This is a genomic window from Massilia sp. BKSP1R2A-1, from assembly GCF_050586525.1.
Taxonomy (GTDB): Bacteria; Pseudomonadota; Gammaproteobacteria; order Burkholderiales; family Burkholderiaceae_D; genus Telluria.
In genome coordinates this window covers 63,349-85,897 of sequence record NZ_JBOBRE010000001.1, presented here as the reverse complement: position 1 = coordinate 85,897, position 22,549 = coordinate 63,349, and the positions used below count along the sequence as shown (strand labels likewise).

The following is a 22,549-nucleotide window of genomic DNA, read 5'->3' as shown; positions in this document are numbered from 1 at the left end:
CATGCACACCCACACCGGCAGGACGGCCATCGTCACGGGCGGTTCGCGCGGCATCGGCCGTGATATCGCGCTGCGCCTGGCCGCCCATGGCTGCGATGTCGCGATCAACTATCACGGACGCACGGACCTGGCCGAGGCTGTCGTGCGCGCGGTCGAGGCGCGTGGACGCAGGGCCATTGCCGTGCGCGGCGACGTGGCCGTAGAGGCCGAGGCGGAAGCCCTGTTCCATGCGGCGCTGGATGCCTTCGGCAGGATCGATGTCGTCGTCAGCAACGCCGGCATCATGAAGAACGTCCCGATCGAGGACGACGCCCTGGCCGACTTCGACGCCATCATGCGCACCAATGCCCGCGGCGCCTTCATCGTCCTGTCCAAGGCCGGCAAGCACCTCGGGGAGGGCGGGCGCATCATCGCCCTGTCGTCCAGCGTGATCGCCAGATCCACGCCGGGCTACGGCCCCTACATCGCGTCCAAGGCGGCGATCGAGGGACTGGTTCGCGTCATGGCGAACGAGCTGCGCGGCCGCGGCATCTGCGTGAATGCGGTCGCGCCGGGGCCGGTCGGAACGGAGCTGTTTCTGGAAGGGAAAAGCGCGGAACAGATCGCCGCGCTGGCGAAGATGGCCCCGCTCGAGCGCCTCGGAACGCCGGCCGACATCGCCTCCGTCGTCGCCTTCCTGGCCGGCCCCGCAAGCGCCTGGGTGAATGCGCAGGTGATCCGCGTGAACGGGGGATTCGCCTGATTTCCGTCCTGATACCAGGCTCGGCAGGCCGCGGCCCCGGCAGCGGGACGACACCGGAAGCGGCCGCATTGTGCTTGCGGTCGGCGCCTGCAGGGCTGATCGTCGGGCAACACCCGCAAACTCCTTGCATTTTTGAAAAGTGCGGTAGAGCCGGCCCTGTCGGTTCGGCCGCCGCTCCGGTATCATACGGGGATGAATGAAATTTCCACCTCCCCGTTTGTCATCGGTGTCGCTGGCGGCAGCGGCAGCGGCAAGTCAACGGTGACCCAGCAGGTGCTGGCTTCCTTCGGCGCCGAGATGGTCTCGGTCGTGATGCAGGATGATTACTACCGCGACCAGTCCGACCTCACCCCGGAAGTGCGCCGCAAGCAGAATTACGACCACCCGCAGGCCTTCGACTGGCCCCTGCTGGTCGAGCACGTCCGCGCCCTGCGCAATGGCGAAACGATCGCCATGCCGGTCTACGATTTCACGATCGACAACCGTTCCGACAAGACGATTGCCGTCAAGCCGGCGCCGGTCATCGTGATCGAAGGCCTGTTCGCCCTGTACGACGCGGACCTGCGCAAGATGATGTCGCTGAAGATTTTCGTCGACACCGCCCCCGACGTGCGCTTCATCCGCCGCATGCAGCGCGATATCGCCGAACGCGGGCGCACGACGGAGAGCATCGTCAACCAGTATCTGGAGACGGTGCGTCCGATGCACAAGCAGTTCATCGAGCCGACCAAGCGCCACGCCGACGTCATCCTGCCGCACGGCGCGAATGGCCCGGCGGTCGATGTCATCACCACCAAGGTCGCGAGCGTCATCGGGCAGCGCAAGCGCCCCTGAGCCGGCCAGTTCCCGACGGGGGCGTCAATCCCCCTTTGCAATCCCTTCCCGCCGAGGATCCGCCCCGCCATACCACAGCGGCACGCCATGCACCTCGATGCGCTGGATGCCGTGCAGCCCGGAGGTCTGCTCGCCCAGCCTCACCTTGTGCCCGCGCGAGCTCAACGCTTCGATGGTGGTGGACGGGAAGCGCCCCACTTCCAGTTCGGTCGGGCCGTTGCGGCTGCCGAAGTTCGGCAGCGAGATCGCTTCCTGCACGTTCAGGCCCCAGTCGAGGGTCCCGACCAGCACCTTGGCCACGTAGTTGATGATCGCCGGACCGCCCGGCGAGCCGACGGCCAGCACCAGCCTGCCGGTCTTGCGGTCGAACACGATGGTCGGCGACATCGCGCTGCGCGGCCGCTTGTTCGCCTGGACGCGGTTGGCGACCGGCCCGTCGGCGTCGCGCGAGGAGAAGGAGAAATCGGTGAGCTGGTTGTTCAGGATGAAGCCGTTCACGAACTGGCGCGAGCCGAAGGCATCTTCGATGGTCGTGGTCATCGCCAGGCCCATGCCGTAGCCGTCGACCACCGACACATGCGAAGTCGACGGGGTTTCGATGGCATTGTCCGTCCCCCAGGCGACGTCCATGCCGGGCGGTTTGCCGGCCGGCGCTTCGCCCATCGAACGCGCGCCCACCAGCCTGGCGCGCTGGGCCAGGTAACCCTTGTCGATCAGGCTCGGCAGGCCGCGGCCCGGCAGCGGGACGAAGTCGGTGTCGGCCGCGTAGCGGTTGCGGTCGGCGTAGGCCAGGCGCCCCACTTCGCTGAACACGTGCAGCGCCTCCGGGCCCGGCACGCCGGCCTTCGGCGCCAGCGCGCGCATGTCGAAGGTCTCGAACATGCCCAGCATCTGCGCCACCGCGATGCCGCCCGAGGACGGCGGCGGCATGCCGCACACCGTATAAGCGCGGTAGTCGCTGCACACGGGCGTGCGCACCTTGGGACGGTAATTCGCGATGTCGGATGCGCTGAGCAGGCCCGGATTGGTCGGGTGGCCCTGCACCTTGGCCGCGATATCGCGCGCGATGCGGCCTTGATAGAAGGCGTCGGCGCCGCCCTCGGCGATCTCGCGCAGCGTCTTCGCCAGGGCCGGGTTCCTGAGGATGTGGCCGACCGGCCAGGGCTTGCCGCCATTGCCGTAGAAGTAGGCGGCGGCTTCCTTGTCCTTGCGCAGGTGGACGTCGCCGGTGAGCAGCGCGTTCAGGCGCGGGCTGACCGCGAAGCCCTCTTCCGACAGCCTGATCGCGGGCGCGAACAGCGCCTTCCACGGCAGCTTGCCGTGCTCCTTGTGCGCCAGCTCGAGCATGCGCAGCACGCCCGGCGCGCCGGTCGAACGGCCGCCGACGATGCCCTCGGTACGCGACAGCGGCGTGCCGTCGGGACGTTCGAACAGGTGCTCGTCCGCCTTCGAAGGCGCGGTCTCGCGCCCGTCGAACGCTTGCGTGCGCTTGCCGTCGTAGTGCACGAGGAAGGCGCCCCCGCCGATGCCGGAGGATTGCGGTTCGACCAGGGTCAGGACCATCTGGGTGGCAATGGCCGCGTCGATCGCACTGCCGCCCTGCTTCAGGATCTGGTAGCCGGCTTCCACGGCCAGCGGATTGGCCGCGGCCACCATGTAGTTCTTCGCGGGCCAGCCGACTTTTTCTGCATAGCCGGTGGCGGCTTCGGGAGCGGCCTGGCGGGTGTCCTGGGCCAGCAGTTGCGGGCTTGCGGCGAATGCCAGCGCCAGGGCCAGCGCGGCCTGACGCAGAGTCATGTTCTTCAACATCGTTTCCTTAAAAAGCAAAGGGCGCGCGGTGTGCGCCGCGCGCCCGACATCTGTCAATCGTACAACAATTGAGAGATGGCTTCAGGATCGTTCCATGCAACCTTATTTCGGCTGCATGCGGATCGCGCCGTCGAGGCGGATGGTTTCGCCGTTCAGCATGACGTTCTCGATGATGGCCTTGGCCAGGTGCGCGTATTCCTTCGGCATGCCGAGGCGCGGCGGGAACGGGACCATCTTGCCGAGCGAGTCACGCACTTCCTGCGGCATGCCCATCAGCATCGGGGTCTCGAAGATGCCCGGGGCGATGGTCATCACGCGGATGCCGCTGCGCGCCAGGTCGCGCGCCATCGGCAGGGTCATGCCGGCCACGGCCGCTTTCGAGGAACCGTAGGCCGCCTGGCCGATCTGGCCGTCGAAGGCCGCGACCGAGGCGGTGTTGATGATGATGCCGCGCTCGCCGTATTCGCCGGCTTCGAGCTTGCCCATGGCGTCAGCCGCCAGGCGGCACATATTGAAGGTACCGACCAGGTTGATGTTCACGGCGCGCTGGAAAGCGTCCAGCGGGTGCGGGCCGTCCTTGCCGACGGTCTTGACGGCCGGCGCCACGCCGGCGCAGTTGACCAGGCCGCGCAGCGTGCCCAGTTTCAGGGCCGCGTCGACGACCGCCAGGCCATCGGCCTCTTGCGTGACGTCGCACTTGACGAACTGGCCGCCCAGCTCGGCTGCCAGCGCGGCGCCCGCCTCCGCCTGCACGTCGGCGATGACGACCTTGCCGCCCGCCTCGGTGATCATGCGCGCCGTGGCTGCTCCAAGGCCCGACGCGCCACCGGTCACGATGAACACATTGTTCTGAATTTGCATTGGTTTTCCCTTATAAAAGTTCTTTGCCCCGCTTCACGTTTACGTAAACGTCAAACAGCGGCATTGTAGCGAACTTTTGGCAAGAAAAACCATGCCGGGCCTTCACCCGGCTCAAAGACACTGGATCGTGGTGCCGTTGCTCGTGCAGGGACGACCGCTGCTGCTGGTGCCGGGGCCGCCTCCCGGCGGGATGTTATAGGTCGCGCCATTGGCGCCGGTGCAGGCGCCGCCCACGCAGCCGACCACCTGGGTGCTTTGCGGACCCACCGGCGCCGGGGCCACGCCGGACTCCACCTCGGCCCTGGGCCTGGGCTGGGGCGCGGCGATGCGCGGCGTGCTCTCGATGCGCTGCTCCACAGCGCGGCGCTTGGCCTGCGGCGGCCGCTTGGCCGGCTGCTGGCGTTCGTCGCGGGCCTTGCCCTGCTGCGGCTGGGTGCTTTGCGGCGCCGGGCGCGCCGATGGGTCTGAATCGATCGGCTTGCCGGTCGGCGGCTGGCCGGCGCGTTCTTCCTGGGCCTGCGGGCTCGCTTCGCCTCCCGCCTGGGTGCCGGACGTCGCCGGAGGGGTCTGCGGGTTCAGCACCGGACCGTAGCTGGCGCTGTCGTCGACCGGCTTGCTGGCGGGCGGCTTCGGCGAGGTCTGGGTCTGGGCCAGCGCGCTCGCCGTGCCGAGGGCGAACAGCACGGCAATCATGGAATGGATGGGACGCATGGTGCACCTCGATCGATTCGACTAGTGGACAGGTCATTATCTGCCCGCATGCGCCGCTTCGGCGCACAGGAAACAAATGCTCACATGATTGTTCGACGGTAACGGGCGGCGCTGCCTGGACCGTGCATGCGAAGATCGGATCACCCACATTCACAGGAGTTCAGATGAGCGAGTTGCAGATCGTGGATGGCGACCACGTGCGCGGGAATCCCGGCGCCGACATCACCATCATCGAGTACGGCGACTTCCAGTGCCCCTATTGCGCGCGGGCCTACCCTACCCTGGCCGAGCTGCAGCGGCGCTACGGCGAGCGGATCGCGCTGGTGTTCCGTCACCTGCCGCTGGGGATGCATCCATTTGCGCAAGGCGCGGCGGAAGCGGCGGAGGCGGCCGGGTCGCAGGGCAAGTTCTGGGAGATGCACGATAAATTGTTTGACTACCAGGCGCAGATGTCGCCGGGGCAGTTACCGCTGGCGGCCCAGGAACTGGGGCTGGACCGCGCGCGCTTCGACGAGGAGCTGGCGACGCGCAAGCACCGCGAGAAAATCAAGGCGCAGGCCGAGGACGGCAAGGCGGCGGGGGCGAGCGGGACGCCGAGCTTTTTCATCAATGGCGAGCGGTATCACGGGGATTCGGATCGGGAATCGCTGACGGCGGCCGTGGAGAAGTACCTGTAGGGGTGATCCGGTCCAGTGTTGTAGGGTGGGCGGTCCCCCGCCCACGCGTTCAGCTAGTGCCAAGAAGGACGATACGTCTGCTCAAGCGGGATTTGAACGCGTGGGCGGAGGACCGCCCACCCTACGTTCCATGCATGCGTTAACGAAAAACGGCCCCGCAGGGCCGTTTCATTTGATGCATGAACCGCTTATTCCGACAGCGCCGCGAAGGCGTTGTCACGCACCTGCTCGACCGGGCCGACGCCCGAGATCTTGCGGTACTTCGGTGCGCCCGGCAGGCCCGATTGCGCCCACTTGTTGTAGTAGCCGAGCAGCACTTCGGTCTGGTTGTGGTAGACGGCCAGGCGCTTCAGGACGGTTTCTTCCTTGTCGTCGTCGCGCTGCACCAGCGGTTCGCCGGTCACGTCGTCGAGGTTGTCGACCTTCGGCGGGTTGAACTTGGTGTGGTACACGCGGCCCGAGGCCGGGTGCGTGCGGCGACCCGACATGCGCTCGACGATCAGGTCGTCCGGCACGTCGATTTCCAGCACGTAGTCGATGCTCACGCCGCTGTCCTTCATGGCGTCGGCCTGCGCGATGGTGCGCGGGAAGCCGTCGAACAGGTAGCCGTTGGCGCAATCGGTTTCCTTCAGGCGCTCTTTCACCAGGCCGATGATGATGTCGTCCGACACCAGCTGACCCGCATCCATCACCTTCTTGGCAGCCAGGCCCAGCTCGGTACCCGCCTTGATCGCTGCGCGCAGCATGTCGCCGGTCGAGATCTGGGGGATGTTGAACTTTTCCTTGATGTAGTTTGCCTGGGTGCCTTTGCCGGCGCCGGGTGCTCCTAACAGAATGAGACGCATGAGTTTCCTAGATTCTTAGAGGATGTTGATAATTCTTATATTGGTAAACGATCGCGCTTGATGCCGCATTTGATGTATGTCTGGCTACCTTGACACGAAAGTTACCACAAAAGTCAGCTTTAACGCCAATTTCGGGGCCTTCCACCGGCAACTTTTGATGGTCCGCAGACAGGCCGAATTGGCGTCTTGAATGATCAGGCCGCGTAGTGTTTGCGCACGCGCTCCAGGTCGTCGGGGGTGTCGACGCCGCCCGGAGGCGCGCTGTCGGTCACGTGCACGGCGATCGGGTAGCCGTGCCATAGCACGCGCAATTGTTCCAGCGCTTCGATGGTCTCGAGCGGGGACGCTTCCAGGGCCGGATAGGCCTGGAGGAAGGCGTTGCTGTAGGCATACAGGCCGATGTGGCGCAGGGGCGCGTAGCCGGCCGGCAGAGAGTCTTGTGTCGCCGGATCGCCGGACCGGGCGAAGGCGTCGCGGTGCCAGGGGATGGTGGCGCGCGAGAAGTACAACGCCCGGCCCGCCTTGTCGAGCACGACCTTGACGATGTTCGGGTTGAACACCTCGGCCACCTCGTAAATCGGATGCGCGCAGGTCGCCATCGGCACGCCGTCGCGAATGCGGGCGGCGCAGGCGGCCAGCAGGCCCGGCTCGATCAGCGGCTCGTCGCCCTGCAGGTTGACCACCACCTCTTCAGGCGGCAGGCCCAGGGTCTGCGCTACTTCGGCGATGCGGTCGGTGCCCGAAGGATGGTCGGCGCGCGTCATGCAGGCTTCGATGCCGTGGGCGGCGCAGGTGGCCAGGATATCAGGATGGTCCGTGGCCACGATGATGCGGCTGGCGCCGGACTCGCGGGCGCGCTCGGCCACGCGCACGACCATGGGCTTGCCGCCCAGGTCAGCCAGCGGCTTGTTCGGCAGGCGGGTCGAAGCCAGCCGCGCCGGAATAATGACCGTGAAGCTCATACCGGCTCGATCTTGCGCGCCTGGTCAGCCCACATGATCGGAATCCCGTCGCGGATCGGGTATGCCAGGCGGTCCGGGCGGCAGGTCAGTTCCTGCGCTTTTTTATCGTATTCGAGCGGGCCCTTGCACAGCGGGCAGACTAGGATATCAAGCAGTCGAGCGTCCACGACATTTCTCCACGATTTGTTCGGCCAGCGCGGCATCGATCCGCGCCGTCACGGGCACGACCCACAGCCGCGGGTCGTCCTTCAGGTTATCAAGTTGCCGACATTTTACTGCATCCTTCTCCGTGATCAGGATGACATCGGCGTCGACGTGGTCGAAAGGCCGGTCGCGAAAGTCGTGGTGGTCCGGCAGCGGCAGCTCGTCGATCGCCAGACCGGCGGCGCGCAGCATGGCGAAGAAGCGTCCCGGGTTGCCGATGCCGGCCGCCGCGACGATGCGCTTGCCCTGCAATTGCGCCAGGGGGACGCCCGCGCCCGGACGGTTCAAGGGTTCGGCCAGGTCGCCCGCTAGCGCCATGCGGAAAGGCCGGCCGCCCACTGCGAGTGCGAGCGCGGGCGTGATCTCGGGGGCGTTGACGACCGTGAAATCGCGGCGGCGCGAAGGCGCTTCGCGCAGCGGGCCGGCCGGCAGCAGCCAGCCATTGCCGACGCCGCGGCCGTCGAACAGGACGATCTCGACGTCGCGCGCCAGCGCATAGTGCTGCAGGCCGTCGTCGGTGATCAGGACGTCGACCTCGGGGTGGGCGGCCAGCAGCGCCCTGCCCGCCTCCGCGCGCTTGCGCCCGACCACGACCGGGCAGCGGGCGCGTGCGGCGATCAGGAGGGGCTCGTCGCCGACGTCGGCCGGGTCGGAGTGCGGCGTCACTTCGCGCGGGCAGGATTGCGCACCACCGTGGCCGCGCGAGATCACGCCGGGACGCAGGCCGGCCGCGCGCAGTCTTTCCGCCAGCCAGATGGTCAAAGGCGTCTTGCCGGTGCCGCCAATAAAAATATTGCCGACCACGATGACCGGCACCGGCAGGCGCTCGCGCTTCTTGATGCCGCTGCGGTAGAGGAGCGTGCGCACGCCGGCCAGCAGTCGGAACAGCAGGGACAGCGGCAGCAGCGCGAGCGCCAGCGGGCCGCGGCGCAGCCAGGCGCGCGTGAGAAGCGATTCGAGATTGGAAGCCATGCGGATTGCGCGCAGCGCCGAAGCACCGCGCGCCGTTTATTTCTGGCCGCCGGTCTGGGCGGCGAAGGTCAGCTTGTCGAAGCCGGCCACGCGCGACGCTTCCAGCACGTTGATGACCATCTGGTGCATCGCGAACTGGTCGGCGTTGACGATGACGACCGGATCCCTGGCCGGCTGGCCGTTCGGGCCGTTGCGGGCGGCATTCCTGAGGTCCTCGGCCAGGCCGGCGACGCTGTGGAAGGCCACTGGCACATTGTTCACCGTGTAGTTGCCCTTGGCGTCAATGGTGACGTTGATCTCGAAGGGGCGCTCCTGCACTTTCTCGGCGTCGGCCGTCGGCAGGGTGATCTGCAGCTCGGTGAACTTGCTGTAGGTGGTCGACACCATCAGGAAGATGAGGACCACCAGCAGCACGTCGATGAAGGGAATCAGGTTGATCTCCGGCTCCTCGCGCTGGCGGCCGCGGCGGAAGTTCATCATTTGCGGGTCCCGTGGACGACGTCGACGAATTTCACGGCCTGCAGTTCCATCTCGACGATGAAGCTGTCGACCAGGGCGCGGAAGTGGCGGTAGAAGACCAGCGCCGGCATGGCGATGGCCAGGCCGAAACCGGTGTTGTACAGGGCCACCGAGATGCCGTGCGCGAGCTGGGCCGGGTTGCTGCCGCCGGTCGGGCTTTGCGCGCCGAAGATCTCGATCATGCCGACCACGGTGCCGAACAGGCCCATCAGCGGGGCGAGCGAGGCGATGGTGCCGAGCGTGGTGAGAAAACGCTCCAGGCCGTGGGCGACGCCGCGGCCGGCTTCCTCGATGGATTCCTTCATCACGTCGCGCGGCGCGTCGACGTTGCGCAGGGCAGCGGCCAGCACGGTGCCGAGCGGCGAATTCTGTTCGAGCTTGTCGACCACGTCCGGCGTGACTTTGCCGGCGCGGTAGACGCGGATCACTTCATCCAGCAATTGCTTCGGGAGGATCTTCTCGCGGCGCAGGTAGATCAGGCGTTCCACGATCAGGGCGACAGCGACGATCGAGGCGATCAGCAAGAGCCAGATAGGCCAGCCTGCAGCTTGGAAAATGGCGAGCAAGAGAAACTCCTGATGGGTAAGAAATCAATTCGCCAATGTAACAAGTTGCCAGCAGTGCGGCAAGTGCAGCCCGAAAGGGTTCTGCACAACTTCTGTGGATAAAAATGTGCGCAAGGCCCGCTCCTGGATCAAAGTGCCTTGATTTCAAAGGGAATTCTCCAGGTGCGCAAGAAAATGGCACTTGTCAGATGAGCTGGCTTCCAGCTCATCTGCGTTTTCCGGGACTGTTTTGATCCATCTCAACAATCCACACTTACGAACAAATTCTGTGGACAAAATTGTGCGCAATGGCCTTAAGCGAAACTTAAGTATTTGATTTAAATGGATAAATTTCTTCGGCGCAAAAATTAGGCAGTGGAGAATCCACATCAGGACCGCTAGCCTCTGTACGGTTCCTCACATTTTTTGTGGACAAAAATGTGAGCAAGGGCATGCTGGGAGAATTAAGTAATTGATCTATAACAGAAAACACGCAATGCACAACATTTAATCACTCGTCAGTATTGCAGGTGTTTATATGCAAAACCAGCACGGTTTGCATGAGTTCTTCTGCCTCAGCGACAGGTAGGCAAAGAAAATTCACATCTTCACAGTTTTTGTGGATAAGATTGTGATGAAGCATGTACCGCCAGTGCTAAGCCATTGATTTTATTGAATTCACTCCCCCCTGCTGCGGAAACAGGCAGAGGCGGAAACAGTGGGCCTCGACTGCGATTTATCCACGTATTCCCCCTTGAAAGAAGCGCCGCCCTCGGAAAGGAGCGGGTCCCGGCGTTCCGGTACTGACACCTTGTGCACACATTTTGTGGACAAAATTGTGTGCAAGGCCTACCCGAGCCGACTAAGTCCTTGATCTTATACAATAAAATTTCCTAGCGTCATTTTTAAGCAGTCAAGCGTCGAGAGTTCACCGAGGCGAGACTGCTGGCATCCGCCCAAAGCAAGTGACGAGCTATGCACACTTTTTGTGGACAACAATGTGCCCAAGGCAGGCATATGCACGCTAAGTCCTTGATGGATAAGGGAAGCGCATCTTGCGCACATTTCCTGCGCAGTCATGTGTCTTATGGATGAGTTGCCCACAGATTTTGTGGATAAAACCATGCCAAATGGCAAAGTGTTCTTCGCAAGTCCTTGATTTCAAAAGGTTTCAATAGAATGCATTGAAAAACAGCAAGAGCCCTTGGACACGCGCATCTGGCCGCGCACGCCTGCCTCCGGCGCTTGTCGTTTTGGCCAAGATATGACATAAGCATCACCTTTGCCCGCAATCCCGAACACCCCATGGAACGCCCGACCGACGCCGATCCCGCCTACACCGCTCCCGCCATCCTCACCGTGACGGCCCTCAACCAGCAGGTCGCGCGCATGCTGGAGCGAAGTTTTCCACTGGTGTGGATTGGCGGGGAAATCTCCAACTTCACGCGGGCCAGTTCCGGCCACTGGTATTTCACGCTGAAGGACGATGCCGCCCAGGTGCGCGCCGTGATGTTCCGCAGCCGCGCGCAATACGCGGGCTTCAACCCGCGCGAAGGCGACAAGGTCGAAGTGCGCGCCCTGGTGACCCTGTACGGCGCGCGCGGCGACTACCAGATCAATGTCGAGACCATCCGCCGCGCCGGTGTCGGCCAGCTCTATGAAGCTTTCCTGCGCCTGAAAGAGAAGCTCTCCGCGCAGGGCCTGTTCGACCCGGAGCGCAAGCGTCCCCTGCCCCTGTTCCCACGCACCATCGGCATCGTCACCAGCCCCCAGGCCGCCGCCCTGCGCGACGTGCTCACCGCCCTGCGCCGCCGGGCCCCGCATGTGCGGGTGATCCTCTACCCTGCCCCGGTCCAGGGCCAGTTCGCGGCGGACAAGATCGCCGAAGCCATCATGACGGCGTCCCGCCGCGCCGAGGCGGACGTCTTGCTGGTCTGCCGCGGCGGCGGCTCGATCGAGGACCTGTGGAGCTTCAACGAGGAATGCGTGGCGCGCGCCATCGACGCCTGCGCGATTCCCGTGGTCTCGGGCGTCGGCCACGAAACCGACGTCACCATCGCCGATTTCGCCGCCGACGTGCGCGCCGCCACGCCGACCGCCGCCGCCGAACTGGCGGCCACGCCGCGCGCCGACTGGATGGCGTCCCTGTCCAGCGACGCGATGGACCTGCGCCGCGCCATGCGCCGCACCCTGTCGGAGGCCAGCCAGGGCCTGGACAACTTCAGCCGGCGCCTGCTGAGCCCTTCCGCCCAGATCCGCCACCAGCGTGTGAAACTGCTGTCGATGGCGGCGGCATTGACCCATGCCGTCCGCACGCCCGCCAACCGCCACAACCTGGCGCTGGCGCAATTGCAGCAACGCCTGGCCCGCCACCGCCCCGATATGCGCGCCCTGCGCGCCCGCCTGGCGGCCGACGGGCGCCACCTGAACGCCATCCTGTGCAGCCAGGTCAAACAGCGGCGCGACGCCTTGAACGCCCTGGCGGCCCAGCTGGAATTGCTGAACCCCCAGCGCACGCTGGAACGCGGCTACGCCATCGTCAGCAACGCCAAGGGCGAGGTGTTGCGCGACCCGGCCCAGATCAAGGCGCGCAACAAGCTGACCGTGCGCCTGGCCGGCGGCAGCGCCCAGATCGGGGTTTCCAGCGTGCAGAGCCCGCCGGAGGCCGTCCCGGAGTAGCCAACCCTGCAACATCGCGCTATCCGGTTTAGAATAGCGCCGTCTTGGAACAAAACCTGTCCAACCCAATCAAGGAAGAAAACATGGAACATACCCTGCCGCCACTGCCTTACGCCAAGGACGCTCTCCAGCCGCACATCTCGGCCGAGACCCTGGAATACCACTACGGCAAGCACCACCAGACCTATGTCACCAACCTGAACAACATGATCAAGGGCACGGAATACGAAAACCTGTCCCTGGAAGAGATCATCAAGAAGTCCTCGGGCGGCGTGTTCAACAACTCGGCGCAGGTGTGGAACCACACCTTCTTCTGGAACTGCATGACCCCGAACGGCGGCGGCGCACCGACCGGCAAGGCGCTTGATGCCATCAATGCCAAGTGGGGCTCGTTCGACAAGTTCAAGGAAGAGTTCAACAAGTCGGCACTGGGCAACTTCGGCTCGGGCTGGACCTGGCTGGTGCAGAAGGCCGACGGCAGCGTCGACATCGTCAACACCTCGAACGCCGGCACCCCGCTGACCACCGCGGACAAGCCGCTGCTGACCGCCGACGTCTGGGAACACGCCTACTACATCGACTACCGCAACGCCCGCGCCAAGTTCCTGGACGCGTTCTGGAATGTCGTGAACTGGGACTTCGTGAACCAGAACATGGCGTAAGCCACGTCCTGTGTTCGTCCTGATTGAGTTCGCAGCAACGTGAAAGAAATGGGAACCACCATCTTTCGTTCCTGAAACCCGACATCACCAGGCTCAGAACCCTGTAGCACTCGGCCCGCTCCAAGCGGGCCGTTTCTTTTTGTGGTGGACGCATCGCCGACGCGTAATTGCGCTACTTTGCACGGGGCAGAACGCTTATAAATCTGTCCAATCCCGATAATTCAATGTAATTTCACTACAAAGTGTTGTTGTTGGCGCGGCAAAAAGTTTGTAAGCTAGGTCATCGAAGAATTTTTTGTGCGATGACCTTCTTGCGGCCCCTCCTTCCCCCCCGACCATCGAAATCAACAACGAGGATATTCATGAGACACGCTGCCCGCTCCCTTTCCCTTCTTGGCTTTGCTTTGTGCGCGGCACTTGCACCGCTGCACGCTAGTGCTCAGCAAACGCAGTCGGCGGCAGCCGAGCACGTTGCCTGGTCGCGCAGCGCGAATATCTACGAGGTCAATATCCGCCAATACACGAAGGAAGGTACGCTGAATGCCTTCGCCGCCCACCTGCCGCGTCTGCGCAAGATGGGCGTCGACATCCTCTGGCTGATGCCGGTCCAGCCGATCGGGGAAAAGAACCGCAAGGGCCCGCTCGGGAGCTATTACGCAGTGCGCGACTACACCGCCGTCAATCCCGAATTCGGCACGATGGACGACTTCAAGCGCCTGGTGAAGCAGGCCCACGACCTGGGCATGTACGTGATCCTCGATTGGGTCGCCAACCACACCGCGTTCGACAACCCATGGACGGTCGAGCACAAGGACTGGTACCTGAAGAACGACAAAGGCGAGATCTATCCGGTCACCTATACGGAGGGCGCCGAGCCGGAGTACTGGACCGATGTCACCGGACTCGACTGGAAGCAGCCTGGCCTGTGGAAAGGCATGAGCGAAGCGATGGCATTCTGGGTGCGCGAGACCGATATCGACGGCTTCCGCGCCGACGTGGCGGCCAAAGTGCCGACCGCGTTCTGGGAGCAGACCCGCGCGGAACTGGAAAAGATCAAGCCAATGTTCATGCTGGCCGAAGCCTGGCAGCCGGAACTGCACAGCGCCTTCGACATGACCTATGGCTGGGATACACTGGGCATCTTCAAGGACATCGCCAAGGGCAAGGCCGACGCACGCGCACTGCGCTCCTTCTTCGAGAAACCGCCCGTTCCCTATGCCGCGAGCGCCTACCGCATGCGCTTCACCAGCAACCACGACGAGAACTCATGGCACGGCAGCGACGCCGAGCACTATGGGCCGGCATTCAAGGCAATGGCGGTGCTGGCAGCTACGCTTCCGGGCATGCCCCTGATCTACGGCGGACAGGAAGGCGGCTTCGACAAGCGGCTGAAGTTCTTCGAGAAGGATCCGATCGAGTGGAAGAACTATCCGTATGCGTCCTTCTATGCCGGACTGCTCAAGCTCAAGCATGACAATCGCGCACTATGGAACGGCCAGTACGGCGGACCGATCAAGGTGCTGGAAACCGGCAACGACAAGGTGTTCGCTTTCCGGCGCGAGAAAGAAGGCAATGCGGTATCGGTCGCGGTCAACCTGAGCGCGGCGCAGCAGCAGTACCGCCTGCCGGGTAGCTCAGCGCAGCGCACGCTGGCGGCGTGGGATTACCGAATCGATGCGCCGACAAGCAAGAAGTAATGAAGCGCTGGATTTCTCGATTGGGAATTCAGCACAGGGTGCCCCCACGCATTCACCGGGTTCGGCCACGGCCTGGTCGGGCCGATCGGAGGACAAGCGGAAGCCGGCTTCGTGCTGCCGGGGTTCTTCAGCCGCGCTTCGCCTTGTAACCCTGTTTCCCGAGCTCGTCCACGATGCGTTCGACATGGTCGCCCTGCACTTCCAGCACCCCATCCTTGACCGTTCCGCCCGAGCCGCAGGCCGTGCGTAGCTGCTTGCCCAGTGCGGCCAGCGCCACCGGGTCGAGCGCCAGCCCTTTTACCAGGGTGACGGTCTTGCCGCCCCTCCCCTTGCTCTGGCGCGAGACGCGCGCAATGCCATCGCCCACGGGCGCGGCCGCGGCCGCGGCCTTGCATGCGCAGGCGGCAACCGGCTGCCGGCAGCCGGGACACATGCGGCCACCCTCCGTGGAATAGACCAGGCCGCCGTTCGAACTGTGTTTCATTGGTTTATGCAGGAATGTAGGTAAGTTTGATGACGTCGTCGATCCGCTCGTGCTCCATCAAGCGCAGCGGCGGACGCGGTCCGGCAAAGTATGGATTGCCCTGGCCGAGCACGACCGGGTGCAGGTAGATGCGGTATTCGTCGATCAGGCCGAGTTCCGTGAGGCTGTAGGCCAGCCCAGGACCGGCCACTTCGATCTCGCCCTCGTGTTCAAGCTTCAGCTGACGGATCGCGTTCTCGAGATCGTCCTTGATCAGCGTGGCATTGGGCCCCACCGATTCCAGGGTGCGTGAGACGACCCACTTCGGCTGCCTGCGCCAGGCCGCGGCAAAGGCCTTTTCGTCTTCGCCCCACTCGGGATGCTCGTCGTCCCAGTAGCGCATGATCTCGTACATCACGCGGCCATACACGCTGCCAGCCTGCCACTGCGCTTCCTCGATGAAGCGGCGGAACAGAGTGGCGTTCGGCGCAAAGGCCATGTGGTCGACGTAGCCGTCGAGGGACACGTTCATGCCGCATACAAGCTTTGCCATGCTGACTCCTTTCAGCTACTCTGCATGTGTCTATTTTACGCTGGCGCCAGATGCCGGCGCAGGAAGTCCACGCACACCTTCACCCGGCTTGAACCGGCCAGGCGCCGCGGATACACCGCCCACACGCCGGCCGGCTGCGTGTACTCGGGCAGCACCTGCACCAGCGCGCCCGAGTCCAGGTAGGCCCGCGCATCCCACTGCGATCGCAGCACGATGCCCGCCCCCTCCTCCGCCCAGCGCAGCGCGATCTCGCCATGGTTGGTCGACAGCGCGCCCGACACCCGCACCGTCTCTTCGCCATGGCGGCCATGCAGGCGCCAGGTGCCGAGGGGATGGTCGCGCTCCTTGATCGCCAGGCACTGGTGGCCGGCGAGATCCGCCAGCACCTTCGGGACGCCGTGGCGCGCCAGGTAGGCGGGCGCAGCGCACAGGATGCGGTGGTTGTCCATCAGCTTCCTCGCGACCATTTGCGGATGGATGTCGTCGCCGATGCGGACGTCCAGGTCGAAGCCTTCCGCCACCGTGTCGACCAGGCGGTCGAAGACCTCGAAGCGGATCTGCAGCTTCGGATGGCTGGCCGCCAGCTGCGCGATCACCGGCGCCACCACCTTGCGGCCGAATCCGAAGCTGCTGCAGATGCGCAGGCGCCCGGCCGGCTCGCTGTGGCGCTGCTGCAGCTCGTCCACCATGTCGTCGAGCTGCTCGAGGATGCGCTGGGCGCGGCCATAGACCTGCTCGCCGTCGTCCGTGATCACCACGCGCCGCGTGCTGCGCTCGAACAGCTGCACGTCCAGATTCCGCTCCAGGATGCCGACGCGCTTGCTGACAAAGGCCGGCGACATGGCCAGCTCGGTGGCCGCCGCGCTGAAGCTGCCCTTGCGGACGACCGTGACGAAGACCCGCAGATCGCTGTTCTCGACATTATTCACGATTCGTGTTCCATGAAGCCACAATACAAGGGATTATAAACGCGGCGTTTTCTTGCTACCCTGATGCGCATTCAACATCGGGAGACCACCATGAAGACCCACAAAATCGCCGTCATCGCCGGAGACGGCATCGGCAAGGAAGTCATGCCGGAAGGCCTGCGCGCCGTGCAGGCGGCGGCCGACAAGTTCGGCATCGCCCTCGAATTCGCCCACTTCGAATGGGCCAGCTGCGACTACTACCTCCAGCACGGCAAGATGATGCCGGACGACTGGAAGGGGCAGCTCGACGGCTGCGAAGCCATCTTCTTCGGCGCGGTCGGCTGGCCCGACACGGTGCCCGACCACATCTCGCTGTGGGGCTCCCTGCTCAAATTCCGCCGCGAGTTCGACCAGTACGTGAACCTGCGCCCGGTGCGCCTGATGCCGGGCGTGCCCTGCCCGCTGGCCAACAAGAAGCCCGGCGACATCGATTTCTATGTGGTGCGCGAGAACACCGAGGGCGAGTATTCCGCGGTGGGCGGCCGCATGTTCGAGGGCACCGAGCGCGAGCTGGTGCTGCAGGAAGCCATCTTCACCCGCCACGGCACCGACCGCATCCTGAAGTATGCTTTTGAACTGGCGCAGCGCCGGCCGAAGAAGCACCTGACCGCCGCCACCAAGTCGAACGGCATTGCGATCTCGATGCCCTACTGGGACGAGCGCGTCGCCGCCATGGGCGAATCCTATCCCGAGGTCCGCTGGGACAAATACCACGTCGATATTTTGGCCGCCCGCTTCGTGCTGTCGCCGGAGCGCTTCGACGTGGTGGTGGCCTCGAACCTGTTCGGCGACATCCTGTCGGACCTGGGTCCCGCCTGCACCGGCACGATCGGCATCGCACCGTCGGCCAACCTGAATCCGGAGCGTACCTTCCCTTCGCTGTTCGAACCGGTGCACGGCTCGGCGCCGGACATCTACGGGAAGAACATCGCCAACCCGGTGGCCATGATCTGGTCCGGGGCGATGATGCTGGAGTTCCTGGGATACAAGGAAGCGCACGATGCGCTGGTGCGGGCGATGGAACACGTGCTCGTGAACGGGCCGCGTACGCCGGACATGGGCAGCGATGCCAGCACCACGGATGTGGGCGAGGCCATCGCTGCGTATCTGGTTTCGTAGGGTGGGCGGATTCCGCCCACGCGTTCAAACCAGGTGTGAGCAGACGCGACGACTATTCATATTCCGGTTGAACGCGTGGGCGGGAGACCCGCCCACCCTACGGAAACCGGTCTGCTCTATTTGAGCAGGTAGGTATTGAAGAAGTCGATCCCCGAATAGAACAGGTAATCGGCATTCGCCTTCTTGCCGAAGCCGTGGCCCTCGTCATTGGCCGTCATGTACCACACCGGCGTGCCGTTCTTCTTCACGGTCGCGACGATCTGGTCGGCTTCCTGCCACGGCACGCGCGGGTCGTTCTTGCCCTGCACGACGAACAGCGGCTTCTTGATCTTCGCAGCATTGTTGGCCGGCGCGGTCGCTTCCATCCACTTGCGCATCTCCGGATCACGCTCGTCGCCGTACTCCACGCGGCGCAGGTCGCGGCGGTAGCTCTCGGTGCGCTCGAGGAAGGTGACGAAGTTGGAGATGCCGACGATGTCGATGGCGGCCGCGATGCGGTCCGCGTACATGGTCGACACGGCCAGGGTCATGTAGCCGCCGTAGGAGCCGCCCACCACCGCCACGCGCGAGGCGTCCATGTCGGGCTGGGTCGCGATCCAGTCGAGCAGCGCGCCGATGTCCTTCACCGAGTCTTCGCGCAGCTTGCCGTTGTCCAGCTTCAGGAAGGTCTTGCCATACCCGGTCGAGCCGCGCACGTTCGGGTAGATGACGATCAAGCCCATCTCGTCCGTGTAGTAGTTGTTCCGGCCCATGAAGCCCGGCGTCGACTGGCCTTCCGGACCACCGTGGATGTTGATCACGACAGGCCGCTTGCCCGGGAACTTGCTCGCCAGCGGACGGTAGACGAAGCCCGAGATGCTGCGGTTGTCGAAGGAATTCCAGCGCACCAGCGTTGGTTCGACGAATTTGTCCATGTCGACGTCCATCTTCTCGTGCCTGGTCCAGCGCGTCACCGCGTTGGTCTTCGCATCCACGCTGTACACGTCCGACGGGCTGCGCGCCGAGGACAGCGACAGGGCCAGGTGGCGGCTGTCGCGGTGCCATTCGATGCGGCCGATCACGCCGACCGGCAGCTTCGGGCTGGCGACCAGCTTGCGGTCGCTGGTCCGCATGATGCGCAGCACGCTGGTGCCGTCCTCGTTGGCGACGAAGGCCAGCAGCTTGCCATCGTGCGAGAGGTCCATCGCATCGATGTCCCAGTTGATGTCCGGCGTGAGCGCCGTATGCGTGCCGGTCGCCAGGTCGATATAGGTCAGGCGCGCGAATTCGGAACCCCGGTCGGTGGTCGTGTACAGGCCCTTGCCGTCGTGCGAGAACACGGCGCTGCCATAGGAGACGGTCTCGTTGCCGTTGTTCTCGGTGATGCGCCGGCTCTTGCCGCTCGCGACATCCATCAGCCACAGATAGCTTTCGTTGGCCGAGACGTATTCGCTGTAGACCAGCTGCTTGTCGTCGTGCGAGAAGGCGAAACCGCCCCAGCCGCCGCCCGGCAGCTCGGCCAGCACGCGCGCGCCCTCGGGCTGTGCGGGGTCGGCGATGCTGATGGTCGAGTTGATCTTGTCGTTCGAGCCCTGGCGGCCCACCGGCACGGTCACGTAGAGCAGCTTGTTGCTGGTATAGGCCCAGGCGGTGTCCTGCACGCGGCGGTTGTCCGGCGTGACCGGCAGCGCGTCGGCGCCCTTGGCGCCCACCTCGCGGCGGTAGGCGCGGAACACCTCGTTGCCGCCGCTGTCGCGGCTGAACACGTAGTAGCGGCCGTTCTTCGGTTCGTACTGGGCGCCGCGCACCGGTTCCGGATAGTCGGTCAGCAGTTCCAGCGGCGCGCCTGGCCTGGCCACGCGGAACAGCTGCGGCGTGTTCTGGTGCCGCCGCGAGACGATCATTTCGACCTTGGTCGGGTGCCAGGCCGCATAGGACGTCGGCTTGAACTCGTTGTACTTGGCCACCTTGGCGGCCAGCGCGGCGCTCACGGGCGGCACGTTTTCCAGCACCATGGCCGCGGGCGGCGCGACGGTGTCCTGGGCCAGCGCCATGGGCGCGGCGGCAAACAGGGTGGCGATCAGGGACAGCCCGAGCGGGCGGCGTGCAAGACTCATCCGGTTCTCCTCTAGTTTGGCATTGAGCAACTACTACTCTACACCGGAACGGGCGGATTGCGACATCGGCAAGAAGAAGATTTGACAACAGGTTGCGCTTCGAGGATGCCGCACGTACACTCCCCTTACCGCCCTGCTGTCCGACACAGGCCTTCGCCCCGCGATCACCCTCGTCGCGCGAAGAAGTTCTTGCGCCATCGCGACCCTCCCCCGGACTGGAGTTGTCTCGAAATGTAATGGAATGTCACCCCACTGTGGAGGTTATCTTTTTCCGTAGTTGGTCTTATACAATGCCGACCAAGGAGAAAAAAGCATGTACCGAGTGATGTTGGTGGAAGACGATGCGCGTTTGGCGGAACTCGTCACCGAATACCTGTCCGGCTACGAGTTCGCGGTCGACCTGGTCACCCGCGGCGACGCCGCACTGGAGCGCTTCAAGGCCCTGTCCCCCGACGTCGTGGTGCTCGACCTGATGCTGCCGGGGCTGGACGGCATGGTGGTATGCCGCCAGATCCGCGAAGTGTCCGAAGTGCCGATCCTGATCCTGACGGCGCGCGAGGATTCCTATGACGAAGTCTCGGGCCTGGAACAGGGCGCCGACGATTTCGTCAACAAGCCGGTGCAGCCGCGCGTGCTGCTGGCGCGCCTGCGCGCCCTGATGCGCCGCACCCAGGCCAAGGGCGGCACCGATTCGCGCGTGCTGCAATTCGGCTCGCTGCGCATCGTGACCAGCGACCGCAGCGTGAGCTGGCGCGGCGAACCCTGCGTGCTGTCGAATACCGAATACAAGCTGCTGCTGGTGCTGGCCGAGGCGGCCGGCCGCGTGCTATCGCGCGACGCCCTGCTCAAGAAGATGCGCGGGATCGAGTTCGATGGCCTGGACCGCAGCATCGACAACTGCATTTCGAAGCTGCGCCGCAAGTTCGACGATGCGGAGTCGGAGAAGATCAAGACGGTGTGGGGCGAAGGCTATCTGTTCTCGCCCTCGGCCTGGAACTAGGTAGGGTGGGTGGGTACTTCAGGCCAGTGGCGTGAAGTACGAACGCCCACGCGTTCAAACGGTGCGAGATCAGCCAGTGCGCCGTTATTCGAACAGCGGCACGATCGCCAGCGGCGCGCTATAGGTAATCACGCGCGCCTGCTGCGGCCCGAAGCGATAGCTCACGCTCGGGAACTCCGCATCGACCTCCCCCGCATACGGCGTCACGGGCAAGGCCTGCTCCGCCCCGTTCGCCGCGCGCAATCGCACCGACACGTCCACGCCCTTCTTCGGGAACACCATGCGCACCCCCACGCACTGGCGCGAACGGGCCGTGGCGTCGACGTGGCGGGCGAAGCCCAGCGCCTGCTCGCAGGCGGTGCGCAGGTCGGACACGTCGTAGCTGTTGTCGGCCTGCGGCGCGATCGAAACACGCGAGCGCAGCGCGAAGGCGCCGATGCGGCGGCTCGGCGACAGGACCGCGTTCTCGTCGTAGGCCGCCTTCAGCAGCGGCAGCGTGGCGCGGCCGAGCGGGTCGAGCGCCAGGCTGGTCTGCACGGTCTTGCCGGCGATGGCCAACTGCAGGCCCTCGCCCTGCACGCCCTTCTCGCGCGGCAGCAGCTGCAGGTGGTGCTGCAGCAGGTTCTTGGCGCCGCCGTACTTCTCGAACACCACCATCGCGCGGTAGGCGTCGCGGTAGCTCGCCCACTCGCCGGCAGGCGCGAGCGCCTGCGCCACGGCGAGATTCGCCGTGGACAGGAGGCAGACGCATGCGGTGATGTGGGCGGCGCGCATCATCAGAACCGGTAGGCGAAGGCGGTCGAAACCGTCACGTTGTTGGGCCGCTCGACGAGCGGGCTGCGGCGGGCGTCGTTGACCAGGCGCGAGGCCTGCACCGAGGAAGTCAGGATCCACGAGGGCGACAGCGCCCAGTTCCAGCGGGCGCCGATGTGCATGTCCTTCAGGCCGCCGTCCGGGCGGTAGGTGCGGTGGCCGCTCGAGGCCGACTCAACGGGGCTGACGCCGAAATAGGCGCGGTTGTAGGCGCTGTTGACGAAGGTGAAGCCGCCCGAGAACGAGACGGTATGGTGCTGCGCGATCTCGAGCGCCAGGCGCTGGATGCCGAGCTCGGCGCGCACGCCGTTGCGGTCGTTGCCGGCCCCGCCCAGCACGCTGCTGGTCAGGCGCCATTCGGGCGCCAGGTAGACGTTGAAGAAGCCGCCCACTTCAGGACGCAGCCTGATCTCTTCCATGCCGGACAGGCGGTTGCTGCTCATGCGCTGCATCACGGGACCCGGCGTGAAGGTGGCGCCGCTCGTGACTTCGCCGACATGGCCGCCGGTGCCCGACTCGTTGCGGCGCGGGTGCAGGTTCAGCAGCGGACCGAACTCCACGGTCGGCTGCTGCGACAGATGCATGCCGGCGCTCATGCCGGAGACGAAGACGCCATTGCTCCACTGGACCTGCAGCACCGGCAAGGCGCGCGTCCGGCTGCTGTCCGCCCCCTCGTAGCGAGGCGCCGACACGACGCCCAGCCCCGCATACATGTCGCGGCTGCCGTCGGGCATCGGGTTGGTGGTCGGCGTCTGTGCGCTTGCGGCGCTGCCCGAGACAGCCAGGACCAGGGCGAAAAGCTTGTTCATCTTGTCACA

23 protein-coding genes are annotated in these 22,549 nt (G+C 64.8%); 8 read left to right on the top strand and 15 right to left on the bottom strand.

The genetic code is table 11. The features are described 5' to 3' along the window. The first annotated feature begins 1 nt into the window (after nucleotide 1). Both ACQ7JA_RS00385 and udk read left to right on the top strand, forming a co-directional pair. Complete coding sequence (locus ACQ7JA_RS00385) at nucleotides 2-742, top strand: SDR family oxidoreductase (protein WP_430894496.1); 741 nt, start codon at nucleotides 2-4, stop codon at nucleotides 740-742. Nucleotides 743-934: 192 nt separating this feature from the next. Then, nucleotides 935-1,576 (top strand): uridine kinase, encoded by a 642-nt coding sequence (gene udk / locus ACQ7JA_RS00380; protein WP_430893823.1) that lies wholly within the window; start codon nucleotides 935-937, stop codon nucleotides 1,574-1,576. Between the two features lie 24 nt (nucleotides 1,577-1,600). Here the strand turns inward: udk and ggt are convergent, their stop codons facing one another. The 3 genes from ggt to ACQ7JA_RS00365 all read right to left on the bottom strand — a co-directional run bounded on the left by ggt (nucleotide 1,601) and on the right by ACQ7JA_RS00365 (nucleotide 4,957). Continuing rightward, a complete protein-coding gene (ggt, locus tag ACQ7JA_RS00375; RefSeq protein WP_430893821.1) occupies nucleotides 1,601-3,373 on the bottom strand; it encodes a gamma-glutamyltransferase in 1,773 nt (590 codons plus the stop codon). A 114-nt stretch (nucleotides 3,374-3,487) separates the two neighbouring features. Beyond that, entirely contained in the window at nucleotides 3,488-4,246 is a 759-nt protein-coding gene (locus ACQ7JA_RS00370) for a 3-hydroxyacyl-CoA dehydrogenase (protein ID WP_430893819.1), read from the bottom strand. A gap of 111 nt (nucleotides 4,247-4,357) precedes the next feature. Next, complete coding sequence (locus ACQ7JA_RS00365; RefSeq protein ID WP_430893817.1) at nucleotides 4,358-4,957, bottom strand: hypothetical protein; 600 nt, start codon at nucleotides 4,955-4,957, stop codon at nucleotides 4,358-4,360. Nucleotides 4,958-5,121: 164 nt separating this feature from the next. Between ACQ7JA_RS00365 and ACQ7JA_RS00360 the strand changes: the two genes are divergently transcribed. Next, nucleotides 5,122-5,634 (top strand): DsbA family protein, encoded by a 513-nt coding sequence (locus ACQ7JA_RS00360; RefSeq protein ID WP_430893815.1) that lies wholly within the window; start codon nucleotides 5,122-5,124, stop codon nucleotides 5,632-5,634. Between the two features lie 188 nt (nucleotides 5,635-5,822). Here ACQ7JA_RS00360 and adk read toward each other — a convergent pair whose 3' ends face one another. The 6 genes from adk to ACQ7JA_RS00330 form a co-directional block, all read right to left on the bottom strand. Next, on the bottom strand, nucleotides 5,823-6,479 hold the full coding sequence (gene adk, locus ACQ7JA_RS00355) for an adenylate kinase (protein WP_430893813.1): 657 nt from the start codon (nucleotides 6,477-6,479) through the stop codon (nucleotides 5,823-5,825). A 194-nt stretch (nucleotides 6,480-6,673) separates the two neighbouring features. After that, nucleotides 6,674-7,441 carry a 3-deoxy-manno-octulosonate cytidylyltransferase gene (kdsB, locus tag ACQ7JA_RS00350; protein WP_430893811.1) on the bottom strand — a complete coding sequence of 256 codons (768 nt, stop codon included), beginning with the start codon at nucleotides 7,439-7,441 and terminating at the stop codon, nucleotides 6,674-6,676. Further along, the gene (locus tag ACQ7JA_RS00345; protein WP_081926130.1) at nucleotides 7,438-7,608 is read right to left on the bottom strand and encodes a Trm112 family protein; all 171 of its coding nucleotides are present in this window, start codon (nucleotides 7,606-7,608) and stop codon (nucleotides 7,438-7,440) included. The genes kdsB and ACQ7JA_RS00345 overlap by 4 nt, the downstream gene beginning before the upstream one ends. Beyond that, nucleotides 7,589-8,617: a tetraacyldisaccharide 4'-kinase gene (gene lpxK, locus ACQ7JA_RS00340; RefSeq protein WP_430893810.1), complete on the bottom strand. Its 1,029-nt coding sequence runs from the start codon at nucleotides 8,615-8,617 to the stop codon at nucleotides 7,589-7,591. The genes ACQ7JA_RS00345 and lpxK overlap by 20 nt, the downstream gene beginning before the upstream one ends. 36 nt (nucleotides 8,618-8,653) lie before the next feature. Beyond that, nucleotides 8,654-9,094, bottom strand: a complete 441-nt coding sequence (locus ACQ7JA_RS00335) for an ExbD/TolR family protein (RefSeq protein ID WP_430894495.1) — start codon at nucleotides 9,092-9,094, stop codon at nucleotides 8,654-8,656. Continuing rightward, nucleotides 9,094-9,702, bottom strand: coding sequence for a MotA/TolQ/ExbB proton channel family protein (locus ACQ7JA_RS00330; RefSeq protein ID WP_258828606.1), 609 nt, complete (start codon nucleotides 9,700-9,702; stop codon nucleotides 9,094-9,096). The genes ACQ7JA_RS00335 and ACQ7JA_RS00330 overlap by 1 nt, the downstream gene beginning before the upstream one ends. 1,284 nt (nucleotides 9,703-10,986) lie before the next feature. Here ACQ7JA_RS00330 and xseA point away from each other — a divergent pair. From xseA to ACQ7JA_RS00315, 3 genes are all read left to right on the top strand, one after another. After that, nucleotides 10,987-12,360, top strand: coding sequence for an exodeoxyribonuclease VII large subunit (gene xseA, locus ACQ7JA_RS00325; protein WP_430893807.1), 1,374 nt, complete (start codon nucleotides 10,987-10,989; stop codon nucleotides 12,358-12,360). A gap of 83 nt (nucleotides 12,361-12,443) precedes the next feature. Further along, nucleotides 12,444-13,022, top strand: a complete 579-nt coding sequence (locus tag ACQ7JA_RS00320) for a superoxide dismutase (protein WP_430893805.1) — start codon at nucleotides 12,444-12,446, stop codon at nucleotides 13,020-13,022. Nucleotides 13,023-13,384: 362 nt separating this feature from the next. Then, entirely contained in the window at nucleotides 13,385-14,719 is a 1,335-nt protein-coding gene (locus ACQ7JA_RS00315; protein ID WP_430893803.1) for an alpha-amylase family glycosyl hydrolase, read from the top strand. A 127-nt stretch (nucleotides 14,720-14,846) separates the two neighbouring features. Here the strand turns inward: ACQ7JA_RS00315 and ACQ7JA_RS00310 are convergent, their stop codons facing one another. The 3 genes from ACQ7JA_RS00310 to ACQ7JA_RS00300 are packed head-to-tail and all read right to left on the bottom strand — an operon-like array spanning nucleotide 14,847 to nucleotide 16,664. Beyond that, nucleotides 14,847-15,203: a translation initiation factor Sui1 gene (locus ACQ7JA_RS00310; protein WP_430893801.1), complete on the bottom strand. Its 357-nt coding sequence runs from the start codon at nucleotides 15,201-15,203 to the stop codon at nucleotides 14,847-14,849. Between the two features lie 4 nt (nucleotides 15,204-15,207). Then, nucleotides 15,208-15,735 carry a dihydrofolate reductase family protein gene (locus ACQ7JA_RS00305; protein WP_430893799.1) on the bottom strand — a complete coding sequence of 176 codons (528 nt, stop codon included), beginning with the start codon at nucleotides 15,733-15,735 and terminating at the stop codon, nucleotides 15,208-15,210. Between the two features lie 35 nt (nucleotides 15,736-15,770). After that, nucleotides 15,771-16,664 (bottom strand): LysR substrate-binding domain-containing protein, encoded by an 894-nt coding sequence (locus ACQ7JA_RS00300; RefSeq protein WP_430893797.1) that lies wholly within the window; start codon nucleotides 16,662-16,664, stop codon nucleotides 15,771-15,773. 90 nt (nucleotides 16,665-16,754) lie between these two features. Here ACQ7JA_RS00300 and ACQ7JA_RS00295 point away from each other — a divergent pair, with 90 nt between their 5' ends. After that, nucleotides 16,755-17,822: a tartrate dehydrogenase gene (locus ACQ7JA_RS00295; protein ID WP_430893795.1), complete on the top strand. Its 1,068-nt coding sequence runs from the start codon at nucleotides 16,755-16,757 to the stop codon at nucleotides 17,820-17,822. 116 nt (nucleotides 17,823-17,938) lie between these two features. Here the strand turns inward: ACQ7JA_RS00295 and ACQ7JA_RS00290 are convergent, their stop codons facing one another. Further along, nucleotides 17,939-19,918 (bottom strand): S9 family peptidase, encoded by a 1,980-nt coding sequence (locus ACQ7JA_RS00290; RefSeq protein WP_430893793.1) that lies wholly within the window; start codon nucleotides 19,916-19,918, stop codon nucleotides 17,939-17,941. Nucleotides 19,919-20,231: 313 nt separating this feature from the next. On the opposite strand from ACQ7JA_RS00290, the gene ACQ7JA_RS00285 reads away from it, so the two are divergent. Then, nucleotides 20,232-20,918: a response regulator gene (locus tag ACQ7JA_RS00285; protein WP_430893791.1), complete on the top strand. Its 687-nt coding sequence runs from the start codon at nucleotides 20,232-20,234 to the stop codon at nucleotides 20,916-20,918. An 84-nt stretch (nucleotides 20,919-21,002) separates the two neighbouring features. Here the strand turns inward: ACQ7JA_RS00285 and ACQ7JA_RS00280 are convergent, their stop codons facing one another. Together ACQ7JA_RS00280 and ACQ7JA_RS00275 are read right to left on the bottom strand one after the other, a co-directional pair. Then, nucleotides 21,003-21,695, bottom strand: coding sequence for a hypothetical protein (locus ACQ7JA_RS00280; protein ID WP_430893789.1), 693 nt, complete (start codon nucleotides 21,693-21,695; stop codon nucleotides 21,003-21,005). Next, entirely contained in the window at nucleotides 21,695-22,540 is an 846-nt protein-coding gene (locus ACQ7JA_RS00275) for a MipA/OmpV family protein (RefSeq protein WP_430893787.1), read from the bottom strand. Before ACQ7JA_RS00275 ends, ACQ7JA_RS00280 begins: the two co-directional genes overlap by 1 nt. Nucleotides 22,541-22,549 lie beyond the last annotated feature (9 nt).

Coding starts and splice junctions, on each gene's coding strand:
- ACQ7JA_RS00275 (WP_430893787.1), bottom strand. CDS start 22,540: ATGAACAAGCTTTTCGCCCTGGTCCTGGCTGTCTCGGGCAGCGCCGCA.
- adk (WP_430893813.1), bottom strand. CDS start 6,479: ATGCGTCTCATTCTGTTAGGAGCACCCGGCGCCGGCAAAGGCACCCAG.
- ACQ7JA_RS00305 (WP_430893799.1), bottom strand. CDS start 15,735: ATGGCAAAGCTTGTATGCGGCATGAACGTGTCCCTCGACGGCTACGTC.
- ACQ7JA_RS00295 (WP_430893795.1), top strand. CDS start 16,755: ATGAAGACCCACAAAATCGCCGTCATCGCCGGAGACGGCATCGGCAAG.
- ACQ7JA_RS00370 (WP_430893819.1), bottom strand. CDS start 4,246: ATGCAAATTCAGAACAATGTGTTCATCGTGACCGGTGGCGCGTCGGGC.
- ACQ7JA_RS00285 (WP_430893791.1), top strand. CDS start 20,232: ATGTACCGAGTGATGTTGGTGGAAGACGATGCGCGTTTGGCGGAACTC.
- udk (WP_430893823.1), top strand. CDS start 935: ATGAATGAAATTTCCACCTCCCCGTTTGTCATCGGTGTCGCTGGCGGC.
- ACQ7JA_RS00385 (WP_430894496.1), top strand. CDS start 2: ATGCACACCCACACCGGCAGGACGGCCATCGTCACGGGCGGTTCGCGC.
- lpxK (WP_430893810.1), bottom strand. CDS start 8,617: ATGGCTTCCAATCTCGAATCGCTTCTCACGCGCGCCTGGCTGCGCCGC.
- ACQ7JA_RS00315 (WP_430893803.1), top strand. CDS start 13,385: ATGAGACACGCTGCCCGCTCCCTTTCCCTTCTTGGCTTTGCTTTGTGC.
- ACQ7JA_RS00320 (WP_430893805.1), top strand. CDS start 12,444: ATGGAACATACCCTGCCGCCACTGCCTTACGCCAAGGACGCTCTCCAG.
- ACQ7JA_RS00310 (WP_430893801.1), bottom strand. CDS start 15,203: ATGAAACACAGTTCGAACGGCGGCCTGGTCTATTCCACGGAGGGTGGC.
- xseA (WP_430893807.1), top strand. CDS start 10,987: ATGGAACGCCCGACCGACGCCGATCCCGCCTACACCGCTCCCGCCATC.
- kdsB (WP_430893811.1), bottom strand. CDS start 7,441: ATGAGCTTCACGGTCATTATTCCGGCGCGGCTGGCTTCGACCCGCCTG.
- ACQ7JA_RS00335 (WP_430894495.1), bottom strand. CDS start 9,094: ATGAACTTCCGCCGCGGCCGCCAGCGCGAGGAGCCGGAGATCAACCTG.
- ACQ7JA_RS00365 (WP_430893817.1), bottom strand. CDS start 4,957: ATGCGTCCCATCCATTCCATGATTGCCGTGCTGTTCGCCCTCGGCACG.
- ACQ7JA_RS00280 (WP_430893789.1), bottom strand. CDS start 21,695: ATGATGCGCGCCGCCCACATCACCGCATGCGTCTGCCTCCTGTCCACG.
- ACQ7JA_RS00290 (WP_430893793.1), bottom strand. CDS start 19,918: ATGAGTCTTGCACGCCGCCCGCTCGGGCTGTCCCTGATCGCCACCCTG.
- ggt (WP_430893821.1), bottom strand. CDS start 3,373: ATGACTCTGCGTCAGGCCGCGCTGGCCCTGGCGCTGGCATTCGCCGCA.
- ACQ7JA_RS00360 (WP_430893815.1), top strand. CDS start 5,122: ATGAGCGAGTTGCAGATCGTGGATGGCGACCACGTGCGCGGGAATCCC.